Source organism: Gaiella occulta (genome assembly GCF_003351045.1).
Taxonomy (GTDB): Bacteria; Actinomycetota; Thermoleophilia; order Gaiellales; family Gaiellaceae; genus Gaiella; species Gaiella occulta.
In genome coordinates this window covers 145,538-157,255 of the sequence record NZ_QQZY01000001.1, presented here as the reverse complement: position 1 = coordinate 157,255, position 11,718 = coordinate 145,538, and the positions used below count along the sequence as shown (strand labels likewise).

The 11,718-nt window shown below is 72.2% G+C and carries 10 protein-coding genes; all 10 read right to left on the bottom strand.

All coding sequences use genetic code 11. The features are described 5' to 3' along the window. Positions 1 to 40: 40 nt before the first annotated feature. From Gocc_RS00740 to Gocc_RS00695, 10 genes are read right to left on the bottom strand one after another with little or no spacing between them, the layout of a single operon-like run. The gene (locus tag Gocc_RS00740) at positions 41 to 1,156 is read right to left on the bottom strand and encodes an FAD-dependent oxidoreductase (protein ID WP_181813261.1); all 1,116 of its coding nucleotides are present in this window, start codon (positions 1,154 to 1,156) and stop codon (positions 41 to 43) included. Then, positions 1,153 to 2,088 carry a TIGR03619 family F420-dependent LLM class oxidoreductase gene (locus Gocc_RS00735; protein ID WP_114794623.1) on the bottom strand — a complete coding sequence of 312 codons (936 nt, stop codon included), beginning with the start codon at positions 2,086 to 2,088 and terminating at the stop codon, positions 1,153 to 1,155. Before Gocc_RS00735 ends, Gocc_RS00740 begins: the two co-directional genes overlap by 4 nt. Next, on the bottom strand, positions 2,085 to 3,542 hold the full coding sequence (locus Gocc_RS00730) for an aldehyde dehydrogenase (protein ID WP_114794622.1): 1,458 nt from the start codon (positions 3,540 to 3,542) through the stop codon (positions 2,085 to 2,087). Before Gocc_RS00730 ends, Gocc_RS00735 begins: the two co-directional genes overlap by 4 nt. Then, complete coding sequence (locus Gocc_RS00725; RefSeq protein ID WP_114794621.1) at positions 3,539 to 4,333, bottom strand: SDR family NAD(P)-dependent oxidoreductase; 795 nt, start codon at positions 4,331 to 4,333, stop codon at positions 3,539 to 3,541. Before Gocc_RS00725 ends, Gocc_RS00730 begins: the two co-directional genes overlap by 4 nt. 24 nt (positions 4,334 to 4,357) lie before the next feature. Next, complete coding sequence (locus Gocc_RS00720) at positions 4,358 to 5,161, bottom strand: acetoacetate decarboxylase family protein (protein WP_114795118.1); 804 nt, start codon at positions 5,159 to 5,161, stop codon at positions 4,358 to 4,360. Then, positions 5,158 to 6,099: a VOC family protein gene (locus tag Gocc_RS00715; protein ID WP_114794620.1), complete on the bottom strand. Its 942-nt coding sequence runs from the start codon at positions 6,097 to 6,099 to the stop codon at positions 5,158 to 5,160. The genes Gocc_RS00720 and Gocc_RS00715 overlap by 4 nt, the downstream gene beginning before the upstream one ends. Next, a complete protein-coding gene (locus Gocc_RS00710) occupies positions 6,096 to 6,974 on the bottom strand; it encodes a fumarylacetoacetate hydrolase family protein (RefSeq protein ID WP_114794619.1) in 879 nt (292 codons plus the stop codon). The genes Gocc_RS00715 and Gocc_RS00710 overlap by 4 nt, the downstream gene beginning before the upstream one ends. Beyond that, on the bottom strand, positions 6,958 to 8,331 hold the full coding sequence (locus tag Gocc_RS00705) for a glutamine synthetase family protein (protein ID WP_114794618.1): 1,374 nt from the start codon (positions 8,329 to 8,331) through the stop codon (positions 6,958 to 6,960). The genes Gocc_RS00710 and Gocc_RS00705 overlap by 17 nt, the downstream gene beginning before the upstream one ends. Positions 8,332 to 8,356: 25 nt before the next feature. After that, on the bottom strand, positions 8,357 to 10,042 hold the full coding sequence (locus Gocc_RS00700; RefSeq protein WP_181813260.1) for a cytochrome P450: 1,686 nt from the start codon (positions 10,040 to 10,042) through the stop codon (positions 8,357 to 8,359). Further along, positions 10,039 to 11,616 (bottom strand): APC family permease, encoded by a 1,578-nt coding sequence (locus Gocc_RS00695; RefSeq protein WP_114794616.1) that lies wholly within the window; start codon positions 11,614 to 11,616, stop codon positions 10,039 to 10,041. Before Gocc_RS00695 ends, Gocc_RS00700 begins: the two co-directional genes overlap by 4 nt. Positions 11,617 to 11,718: the final 102 nt, after the last annotated feature.

Below are 11,718 nucleotides of genomic sequence, written 5' to 3'. Positions count from 1 at the left end.
AAGACGCGGATCGGCTCGGTTGCCGGCCTCTCGAACGGCCTCACGCGCCGCCTCCCTCCTGGACGAGAGCCCGCGCCTCGCGCAGCCTGCGCGGCTCGTCGACGACGAGCACGCACACCGGCTCGCCCTGTTCGTCGCGGCCCACGTGCAACCCGCCTTCCTCTGCCCACGCCGCCGCCTGCGCCGCGACGCCGACCTCCGCAAGCCGCCGGGGGCCGATGTCGCTCCACCAGTAGGGGACCCGCTCGTAGGGCGCTGCGACCCCGGCGACGGCGTCGGCTGCCTGCTCGCCCGTGCCGATCGCCGCGTCCCAGTGCGGGAAGCGGAGCGGCCCGAAGCGCGCGTGCGGCACGAGCACCAGATCGCCGCAGGCGTACGCGCGCGGATGGCCGGGCACCTGCATGTTCGGCCCGACCGCCAGCGGCAGCTCCACCTCGCCGGGTGCGAGGCCGGGCGGGAGCAGCGGGACACCGCCGGTAGCGACGAGGACGACATCCGCCGCGAGCGTTCCGTGCCTCGCGGTCTCGACCGCGCGCTCCCCGCCCTTCTCGATCCGGACGCCTCCGAGAAAGCGCACGCCGAGGTCGTCGAGCGTGGCCCGGGCCAGCGCCGGCAGGGGGTCGTGGAGGCGGTGGAGCGGCCGCTCGAGCAGGTCGACGAGCGTGACCCGGTGTCCGGCCTGGGCAAGCGTCGCGGCCGTCTCGGTGCCGATCAGCCCCGCGCCGACGACGAGCACCTCGACCGGTCCGGCGCAGATCAGCGCAGCCAGGCGCTCGAAGACGTGGGGATCGGCGTTGACGAGCGCGTCCTCGAAGCCGGGGATCGGCGGCCGCGCGTACAGGAGGCCGGGCGCCAGCACGATCCGGTCGGCCTCCACCTCCCACGCCTCCGCGCCCCACTCCGCCCGCAGGCGGCCTTCGTCGAGCTCCGCGTCGACGACGAGAGCGTGAAGCCGGTCGATGCCGCGCTCGGCAAGCCGTTCCTCGTCGGCGAGCAGGCGCGGCTTGCCGTCGACGAGAGCGGCTTTCGTCAGCGGCGGCCGGTCGACGGGGAGGCCGGGGCCGATCAGCAGCGGCCGGATGCCGTGGCGGGCCAGACGCGTGGCGCAGGCGGTGGCGGCGACGCCGTTCCCCACGACGGCCACCTCGACCTTCACGATGCGATCTCTCCCACGCGCTCCACGACCTCGCGGCACCAGGCCGGGTAGAGCGCGATGTCGTCGATGAACTGCGACGGCTTGACGCAGAACGTCGTGAAGCCGCGCGCACGCTGCGGCGGGATCGAGGCGATCGCCGGTGCGAGCGGCGCGGGGCTCGCGTCGTCGGGGAAGACCGCGCGCATGCCGCCGACGAGCTCGAACTCGCCGAGGTCGCGACCGGCCTGCGTCATGCCCTCGGCGAGGCGCGCGAGGTCGTCATCGGACGGCCGGCCGAGCGGATGGAAGCCGTGGCCGTAGCGGACGATGCGACGCAGCAGGCGCGGGTGCACCGACTCGCCGCCGAACCAGAGGCGGGGCCCGTCGGGGCGCCACGCCTTCGGCTCGAGGTAGACGTCGTCGAAGGCGTAGTGCGCGCCGTGGAAGCTCGCGGGCGACGACGCCCAAACGGCCTCCCACGCGGCGAGGTGCTCGTCGAGCAGCCTGCCCCGCTGCGCGAACGGCACGCCGAGCGCCTCGTACTCGTCGCGGTGCCAGCTCACCGTCGGCTGCACGATCAGCCGTCCCTCGCAGAGCAGGTCGAGCGTGCCGAGCTCGCACGCGAGCAGCAGCGGGTGACGCAGCGGTGCGATCACGGCGCAGGCCGCGAGCCGCAGGCGCGACGTCGCAGCGGCGATCGCCGAGAGCAGCACGAGCGACGACGGCCACGGCGTCGCCGGGTCCTGGTTGCCGGGCAGCGCGTAGTCGCGCGGATTGCTCATGATCCCGTTCGCTCCCGCGCCCGGACCGAGCACGACGTGCTCGCTCACCATGACGGCGTCGAAGCCGGCGTCCTCCGCCACGACCGCCATCTCGACGAGCGCGCGCAGCTCGCGAGGCGGCGTCAGCGTCCAGTTCTCGCTCAGCACGAGGACGAGTCGCGGCTCGCTCATGTGCCGCAGGAGCCCTCGAGGATCTGCAGCGTCTTCAGGTCGGAGTAGAAGTCGAGCGCGTACTGCCCGCCCTCGCGGCCGATGCCGGAGATGCCGATGCCGCCGAACGGCGCCGTCAGGTCACGCACGAGGAACGTGTTGACCCACACGATCCCGGCCCGCAGCGCCCGGCCGACACGCTCGGCGCGCTCGGCAGAGCCGGTGTAGACGATCGCGGAGAGGCCGTAGCGCGTCGAGTTGGCGAGCGCGACGCCCTCTTCCTCGTCGGCGAACGTCTGCAAGGTGAGCACGGGCCCGAACACCTCGCTCTGCACGACCTCGCTCTCGTTCGAGCGGGGCGCGATCAGCGTCGGCTCGATCCAGAGGCCGCGCTCGAGACGGTTGCCGCCGCGCACGATCTCGTCGCCGTTCGCGCGGGCCCGCTCGATGAACCCGAGCACGCGCTCGACGTGATGCGGGTGGATCATCGGAGACACGGTCGTCGCGTCGTCGCGCGGGTCGCCCAGCACGTGCTCGTCGGTGAAGCGGTGGAACAGCTCGAGGAAGCGCTCGCTCACGGAGTCCTGCACGAGCAGCCGCGTGCCCGCCAGGCACACCTGCCCGGAGTCGTCGTACTGGCCGGCCGCCCTGCGCGCGGCGGCTTCGAGGTCGCAGTCTGCGAACACGAGCAGCGGCCCCTTGCCTCCGAGCTCCGCGGTGAAGGGGACGATGTTGGTCGCCGCCGCGACCCCGATGCGCCGGGCCGTCTCGGGGGAGCCGGTGAAGGAGATGCGGCGCACGCGCGGGTCGGAGACGAGCGCCGCGCCGACCTCCTCGCCGATGCCCTGGACGACGTTGAGCACGCCGGGAGGGAGCCCGGCCTCGACGGCGAGGTCGGCGAGCAGCGAGCAGGAGAGCGGCGACCACTCGGCGGGCTTGAGGATCACGGTCGAGCCCGCCGCGAGCGCCGGCGCGATCTTCCACGTGGAGAGCATGAGCGGGGCGTTCCACGGCGTGATCACGACGGCGGGACCGCTCGCCATGCGGACGACGCGGTTCGCGGTGCCGTTCGACGACCACACGCGCTCCTCGTACTCGACGGCCAGGTCGGCGTAGTTGCGGAAGTTCCTGGCGCAGCGGTTGATCAGCCGCGCCCGCAGCGACCGCAGCAGCATCGCCATGTCCATGCACTCGACGGCGGCGAGCGGCTCGACGTTCGCGTCGATCAGGTCGGCCAGCCGGTGCAGGCGCTCCGCCCGGCCCTGCGGGCCGAGCGCCGCCCACGCGGGGAACGCCTGCTCGGCGGCCTCGAGCGCGAGCCCCGCCTCGCGGTCGCCGCCGCGGGCGACCTCGGCGATCGGCTCCTCCGTGATGGGCGAGATGTCCGTGAACGTGGCGTCGCTCGCGACCCGGCGGCCGCCGATGAAGTGCTCGGTCGAGACGGAGACGCCCGCCACCTCGACGCGCCCGCTCATGCGGGCACCTCCGCGAACGCGACGGCTGCGACGTCGACGACGGTGCCGCCGCCGTCCACCGTGAGGACGGCGCCGTTGACGTACGAGGCGCCCGGGGACAGGAGCCACGCCACGGCTTCCGCCACCTCGCCGGGGGCGCAGGGCCTGCGGAGGGGGACGTGGCGGGTCGCGGCCGCGTAGGCCGACTCGCGATCCGTGCCGAGACCGCTCGCGAGCTCGTCCATCTCACCGTCCGCCATCGGGGTGCGCGTCCACCCGGGACAGACGCAGTTCGCGCGCACTCCTGCCGGGCCGTGGTCGAGCGCGATGCACTTCGTCAGCATCACGAGAGCCGCCTTGGACGAGCAGTAGGCGAGCGAGGACGGCGTCGCCTGCAGCCCGGCCACGGAGGCGACGGAGACGACCGCGCCGCGGCGCTCGAGGAGGTGCGGGATCGCGGCGCGCGCGGTCAGCATCGCTCCGGTGACGTTGACGCGCAGGACGTCCTCGAACGTCGCCGGGTCGACGTCGAGGAGCGAGCCGACCCCGCCGACGCCGGCGTTCAGCACGAGCGCGTCGAGGCCGCCGAGCGCCGCGACCGTCTCCGCCACGGCGCGCTCCGCGCCGGCCTGCACGGCCGTGTCGGCGATCACCGCGAGACCGCCGATCTCCGCGGCGACCTCGCGCAGGGGCGCCGGCCGGCGCCCGCTGACGGCCACCGCGTACCCCTCGGCCGCGAGCCTCCGCGCCGTCGCGGCGCCGATGCCGGTGCCCCCGCCCGTGACGAGCGCCACCCTGCCGCCGCTAGCCACGAGCCGCTCCTCCGGCAGAGGTGCTCAGCGGAGGTCCTTCACGGTCTCGAGGTCGTCGACGGTGTAGGCGAACGTGAAGCGGTAGCCCTTGCCGACCTTCACCGGGGCGAGCGCGTCGTGCTCCTCGTGCGGCGCGCCGAAGAAGTCGAGGGTGGCGCTGCCCTCCCAGATCTCGGAGATCGCACGGTCGCGCGAGCGGGCGCGCACGAGCTCGTGCACGGCCGGATCGTCGTGGCGCCCGGCCGCGAGCCGGGGGAAGTGGCGCACGTTGACGATGGGAGGCGCGTTGTGGAACGGCCCGCCCTGCGAGGGGCGCTGCAGCGTCACCGTCGTCTGGGCCATGCGCCGCTCGTAGGCTGCGCACGTCGCGCCGAAGCGGGCGCCCGGCTCCATCCCGGGATCGGCCGGGCCGCCGAGGCCGAAGCTGCGGGTGACCCAGATCGAGCCGAGCTTCTTCGGGAAGCCCTGCACCCACCCGCGTGTGAGCGCGAAGTCGCGGTCGACCCAGATGTACGCGCACGTCGTCACCTCCTCCCCGTCGAGGAGCGCGTTGACGACGATGAAGAACTCCTTGTACTGCGAGCGGGACGGGTCGACGAGCTCGCCGCCTCCCTCCGAGCAGGATTGCCAGTCCGCCACGACGAGCGCGCACCGGCCCGGGTCCGGGTGCGGGTCGAGGCCCTCGGGGAGGAACGAGACGGCCTTCTCCGGGTCGGCCCAGTAGTCGACGACGAGGAAGGTGCCGACGTAGTGCCAGGGCGGATACGGCACCAGGGACGATCTCCCCTCGGGCGTGCGCGGCACCGTGAACCCCTTCAGCCCGCTCATCGCGGCCACCCTTCGGGCGCAGGCGGCAGCAGCTTGCCGCGCGTCTCCCAGCTCTCTCGCTCGTATTCGATCGCGACCGGGTCGAAGCGGAAGTAGGAGCGCGGCGGCAGCGGCCCCCAGGTGTTCGACGAGAAGCGGTCGTCGGGGTAGGTGCGCGGGACGTGGTCGTCCTGCAGCTGCTCCATGTCGCAGTAGAGCTCGACGAAGCACTCCTCCTCGACGATCCGCACGTAGCTCGCGATGTTGCCCGCGATTCCGTGGCGGGTCGGGCCCCAGCCGAGCCAGCGCCCGTGCCGCGCGAGGTGATCGAGCATGTCGCGCATCTTCCCGATGTCGACGGTCTCGAAGGCGAGATGGTGGAAGTGGGCGTAGCCGAGGTCGACGAGCGCCATCACATGGTGGTCCGTGCTGACGTGGAACCAGACGCCCGCGTCGCCGAGCCAGTCCGAGAGGCGCATGCCCAGCACCTCGGTGTAGAAGCGGTAGCCCGCCCGGATGTCGCCCGTGAGGCAGTTGACGTGACCGAGCTTGCGCGGCCCCCCGAGGTGGACGCTCGTCGAGGGGCGCGCGTGCTGGGGCCGGCGCTCGACGTCGGTCGCCGGAGCCCGGTACGGCATCACCTGCACCGCCCGCCCGTCGGGGTCCTCGACGAAGAGGCTGCCCTCGCGCTCGTCCCACGGCACCCCCTGCGCGTCGAAGTGCGCGCGCGCATCGTCGAGAGAGCAGCTTTCTGCCAGCTCGAAGGCGAAGTGGTCGTGCCCGGGCCGGCCGCCCTCGACGAGCTCGAGGCAGTAGGGCTCGTCGTTGCAGGCGAGGAGGGCGCGGCCGTCCCGGCGCGACCGCTCGACGAGCGCGAACTGGATGCGCCAGCGGGACGACGCCTCCTCCAGGTCGGCCACGCGCAGGCAGACGTGGTCGAGCCGGTGCAGCCGGATCACGGCGTGCGACCCTCCGCCACCATCCGCTCCGCCTCGTCCTCGGGGATCGCGAGGGCGACGTGCAGCGTGCTGGCGGACACCTCGAGCTGCTCGCCCGGGCCGGAGAGGTCGACGTCCCACTCGACGACGGTGTTCACGAGCCGGCCGAGGCCGCTGATCTCGACCTCGACGACGTCGCCGGGCTCCATCGGCCGCGAGTTCGCGGGGGTGCCCGTGAGCACGACGTCTCCCGGCTCGAGGGTGATCAGGCGGCAGAGGTCCGCGAGTTGATAGGCGACCGGGAACAGCAGGTCGGCGGCCGTCGCCTCCTGCACGACCTCGCCGTTGAGGAACGTGCGCAGCGTGTAGTCGGTCGGGTCGAACTCGGACGCCGGCACGAGCTCGGGGCCGATCGGCAGGAAGCCGTCCTGCCCCTTGACGCGCAGCATCGCGCCGCGGTCGGCATGGCGGAAGTCGTGCAGGCCGACGTCGTTGGCGCACGCGTAGCCGCCCACGTAGGCGAGCGCGTCGTCCATCGACACGCCCTTCATGCGGCGGCCGATGACGACGGCGAGCTCGCCCTCGTAGTTGAGGAAGCGCGCCCCCCGCGGGCGCCGCAGCAGGCCGCGATGGCCGTTGAGCGTCGTCGGCGGCTTGACGAAGTACGAGGGCTCGGTCGGGATGCGCGCCGCATACTCCTCGACGCGGCTGCGGTAGGTGAGATGGACCGCGAGGATCTTCGACGGCTGCACCGGCGCCAGGTACGTCGCGTCGGCCTCCGCGACGCGCGTTCCGTCCTCGAGCACGATCTCGTCGCCGTGGCGGCGGCCCCAGCGCGGCACCCCGTCGAGGTCGATGCGCAGGCAGCGCTCGCCGGGGCTAGAGCAGGGCTGCATATTCCCGCAGCTCCCACTCGCTCACGACCTCGACGTCGAGCGCGCCCACTTCTTGCGCGAAGCGCTCGACCTCGAAGCGCTTCATGGCGACGAAGGTGTCCACGAGCTCCTTGCCGAGCCTCTGCACGAGCCGCTCGTCGGCCTCGAGCGCGTCGAGCGCCGCCCCGAGGTCGGACGGCAGCCTCGACCCCGCATGCGCCTCGTCGGCACGGTAGGCGTCGCCGACGACCGGCTCCGGAGGACGGAGCTCGCGCTCGATCCCGTCGAGCCCCGCGATGAGGATGGCGGCGATGATCAGGTGGGCAGATGCCGCCCCGTCGCCGGTGCGCACCTCGACCCGGGCGCGCGCGCCGCGCTCCCTGGGTATGCGGCAGAAGGCGGTGCGGTTGTCGTGACCCCAGTTCGCGTGGGTCGGCGCGAGGCTGTCGGGCAGGATCCGCTTGTAGGCGTTGACCGTCGGGCCGAGCAGGGCCTGCAGGCCCTGGGCATGGTCGATCACCCCTGCGACGAAGGACGCGGCGAGGGGGCTGAGCCCGTCGGGGCCGCCCTCGTCGGCGAACGCGTTGTGCCCGTCCTCACCGGCGAGCGACAGGTGCACGTGGAAGCCCGATCCGCCCTGGTCGGCGAACGGCCGGCCCATGAACGTGGCGAGCAGCCCCTCGCGCGCCGCGATCTCCTTCACGGCGGCGCGCAGCATGAACGCGCGGTCGGCGGCGTCGAGCGCCTCGGAGTGCTTCACGTTGATCTCGTACTGCGAGTTCATGAACTCGTGGTTGGCGGCGAACGCCTGCAGCCCGAGCTCGTCGCACCAGAGCAGCATCCGCAGCACGATCTCGCGCGGGTCGGAGACAGCCCCCACCGTGTAGACGCGCGACAGCTCGTCGACGTAGCGGCGCAGGCCGCCGAACGCGGTCGAATCGCGCTCGAGCAGGAAGAACTCGAGCTCCGGGGCGACGATCGGCGTCAGGCCGCGCTCGGCGTAGGCATCGAGCACCCGTTCGAGCAGCGCCCGTGGGCACACGGGCCAGTGGTCGGAGCCGTCCAGCGTCCACGCCTCGCCGAGGCACCATGCGACCTGCGGCTGCCAAGGCACCTGGCGCAGGGTCGTGATGTCGGGTCGGATCGCGAAATCGACGTAGCCCTCCTCGCCGCCGACGACCGGGGTGTGGTGGAGGTCGGTGCCCATCACGGCCGCGCAGAACGTGGCGCCCTCCTCGCACATGTCCGCGAAGTGCGGGATCGGGATGTCCTTGCCGCGCGCGATGCCGTGCAGGTCCGTGTAGAGGAGGCGCACCGCGCGCACCCCCCGCTGTGCGAGCGCGGCGGCCGCCGTGCCGGGATCGTGACTCGTGCTCATGCGTCTCCGGGCCTCCTGGGAAGGTTCACGCGCGCACCCGCACGGGTAGGCGCTTGATGCCGTTGAAGAAGTTCGAGCGCAGCCGCGTGGGCGCTCCAGCGAGCTCGATCCGCTCGAGGTACGGCACCATCTCCTCGAGCCAGATCTTCACCTCCAGCTTGGCGAGGTGCGCGCCGAGGCAGAAGTGCGGCCCGCCGAGCCCGAAGGTGAGGTGACGGTTGGGCGTGCGCCCGACGTCGAGGCGGAACGGGTCGGCGAACTTCTCCTCGTCGTAGTTGCCGGCCGCGTACCACATCGTCACCTTGTCGCCCGCCCTGATGCGCCGGCCGTGCACGGTCGTGTCGCGGGTCGCGGTGCGCCGGAAGTGGTGCACCGGGTGGGCGCGACGGAGGATCTCGTCGGCGGCCGTGGCGGCGAGGGACGGGTCGGCGACGAGCCGCGCCGCCTCGTCGGGGTGCTCGAGCAGGTCGAGCAGGCCGAGGCTGATCGTGTGCCGCGTCGTCTCGTTGCCGGCCGTGGTGAGCAGGATGAAGAAGAGCCCGAACTCGTGCTCGCCGAGCTGCGAGCCGTCGACCTCGGCCTGCACGAGCCGCGTCGTGATGTCGTCGCGCGGCTCCCGCCTGCGCGCCTCGCCGAGCCTGCGACCGTACTCGATGAGGTCGAGCGAGAACGGGCTCGAGAAGGGGAGCTTGCGCAGCTCCGGGTCGTGCAGCGCGCGCTCGACGACGTACTCCTCGCCGACGACCTCGGGGTCGGTGTTGCCGAGGATCTTGTCGCCGAGCTCGATGATGAGGCGCCTGTCCTCGACGGGCAGCCCCATGATCTCGGAGAAGACCCACATCGGGATCTCGGAGGCGACGGCCTCGACCCAGTCGAACGCGTCCTGCCGGAAGGCCTGCGCGAGGATGCCGCGCGCGATGCCGCGGATCCGCTCCTCGTAGGTGTTGACGACCCGTGGCGTGAACCCCTTGTTGACGAGTGCCCGCATGCGCGTGTGCGCGGGCGGGTCGGTGTCGATCATCGACTTGCGTGCCTCGACCTCCTCGGGCGTCAGGTCCTGCAGCGAGGTGCCGCCGACCTCCGAGCTGTAGGTCTCGAAGTCCTTGGAGACGGCGACGATGTCGTCGTAGCGCGTGAACACCCAGAAGCCGCGGCCGTCCCGCTCCGGCTGCCAGTGCAGCGGCGCCTCCCGGCGCAGCAGCGTCAGCCAGTCGTACGGGACGCGCCGCTCCCATACGTCGAGGTCGGTGAGGTCGATGTCGTCGAGCGCCAGCCCTTCGAGCGAGGGCCCGGCGACGGTGGCGGAGCGGGCGACCGCCTCCGGCACGTGGTCCTCGCGCTCGTGCACGGCTTCCGCCGCGGCCGGCGGCGGGCTCAGGCGCACCTCGAGCGCGCCGTCCACGACGCGCGCGTCGTAGATCGGCAGCGGGTCGAGCGCCGGGGGAGTGAGCACGTCGCCCGTGCGCAGGTCGAACTCGGACCCGTGGCAGGGGCAGACGATTACCCGGCCGTCGAGCTCGCCGTCGGAGAGCGGGCACTCCTCGTGCGTGCAGGTGTCGTCGAACGCGACCCAGGCGCCCTCGACGCGACCCACGCAGACGGCGCGTCCCTCGACCTCGACCCGGTGCAGCGTCCCGTCCGGGGCGTCGTCGAAGGGCCCGACCCGGTGCCAGGCCGGGCCCTCGATCGTGGAGGCCTGCGAATCCGTCACAGAGGCATCTTCCCCTCCGGCAGCGGCTCGAAGCCGAGCGTCTCGTCGAGGGGAGGCACGCCGTGGTGCTCGGCCGCGTGGGCGGCGGCGTTGTCGACGTTCGAGCGGCGGCTGACGAGGACGATCGCGAACCAGACGAGCGAGACGACGATGAGCCCGATCGTCCAGTAGAGCGCCTCCCAGTTGACGTTCGAGCGGTCGTGCGGCGCGGGATGCAGCGCGCCGTAGAAGCCGAGCAGCGGCGTCGCCACGGCCACGAGGACGATCAGGTACTGCCACCAGTGGTTGCCGGCCTTCGGCACGAGCCGGACGGCGACGACGGCGAGGATCAGGTAGACGAGCTCGATCGCGTACGAGCCCACCGTCGCGGACATGATGAACGTGGCGAACGCATCCGTCGGGAAGAACTGGATGAACTTCCCGTCGGGCCCGATCGCTCCGAACTTCGTCGAGTAGCTCGTCACGGAGGCGAGGATGACGAGCCCGATGCCGCCGACGGCGACCATCAGGTTCCCGACCCACGGCGTGTCGTAGCGCGACGTCTTCGCGAACACCTTCGGCAGCAGCCCGTCACGACCGAGCGCGAAGAAGCCGCGCCCGATCATGACGCAGATGGCGAGCGCGAGCGCCATCGCGTCGAGGATGATGACGAGCTCGAGGATCGTCGAGTACCAGGAGCCGATGTACTTCGTCGCGAGCTCCGACACGGGTCCCGGCGAGCCGGCCCACGCCCCCTTGCTGACGGCCTCCTTGCCGTAGCCGACGGAGATCGCGTAGGCCATGACCACGTAGAACGCCGCCGCCACCGCGACCGTCCAGATGAGCGCCCGCGGGATCGACCGGTGCGGGTTCTCCGACTCCTCGCCGATGGACGCGGCCGCCTCGAAGCCGACGAAGAGCAGGATGCCGAGGAGGATGCCGCCGAGCACACCCCCGCCCGTGATGCCGAACAGCGACGTCTCGCCGGGGTTGAACATCGACAGCGTGTTGCCGCTCTCGCCGCCCTTGACGATGATCACGAGCGCGAGGACGAGCATCGGGAGAAACGAGATCGCGGCGAAGGTGAGCATGGCGCGGATCGCGATGCGCACGCCGATGTAGTTGAGCACGAGGACGATCCCGAGCGCGATCATCCCCCAGACCCACCAGCTCGGGCCTCCGTCCGAGATGTGCGACTTCCAGAAGCCGTCGCTGAGAATGCCGAGGCCGAGGTAGATGCCGCCGCCGCCGAGGAAGAGCGCGCCGGCGAAGAAGAATCCCGCCGTGAACACGCCCACCCACGGGTGCGCCCCGTGCGTGAGGTACTCGTACACGGCTCCGGCGCCCGAGTAGCGGCGGGCATAGAGCGAGATCGTGTACGCGATCGCGAGCACGCCGAGGCCTGCGAGCAGCACCGCGAGGGCGGCGTTCCAGCCCGCACCGATATCCGGGCGGGAGACTCCGCCGAGCACGAGCGCGACCGAGAACATCGGCCCGATCGCAAGCGCCTGTGCGACGGCGTGGATGGTCGTGAGATTGCGCTTTCCGAGCGCCCCCGTCGCGGGGCCCGCGCTTCCGGCATCAGCCTGGCTCATGCGATCACACCCTCCCGTGTGTCGTTCCGGACGCGCACGAGCGCCGACGCTGCCTGATACGAGGACGCCCGCTTGCGTTCACGTCGCCGCCACGATAAAACG

Excerpts from the sequence above, each read along its gene's own strand:
- Gocc_RS00735 (WP_114794623.1), bottom strand. The coding sequence starts at position 2,088 with ATGAGCGAGCCGCGACTCGTCCTCGTGCTGAGCGAGAACTGGACGCTG.
- Gocc_RS00730 (WP_114794622.1), bottom strand. The coding sequence starts at position 3,542 with ATGAGCGGGCGCGTCGAGGTGGCGGGCGTCTCCGTCTCGACCGAGCAC.
- Gocc_RS00720 (WP_114795118.1), bottom strand. The coding sequence starts at position 5,161 with ATGAGCGGGCTGAAGGGGTTCACGGTGCCGCGCACGCCCGAGGGGAGA.
- Gocc_RS00710 (WP_114794619.1), bottom strand. The coding sequence starts at position 6,974 with ATGCAGCCCTGCTCTAGCCCCGGCGAGCGCTGCCTGCGCATCGACCTC.
- Gocc_RS00705 (WP_114794618.1), bottom strand. The coding sequence starts at position 8,331 with ATGAGCACGAGTCACGATCCCGGCACGGCGGCCGCCGCGCTCGCACAG.
- Gocc_RS00695 (WP_114794616.1), bottom strand. The coding sequence starts at position 11,616 with ATGAGCCAGGCTGATGCCGGAAGCGCGGGCCCCGCGACGGGGGCGCTC.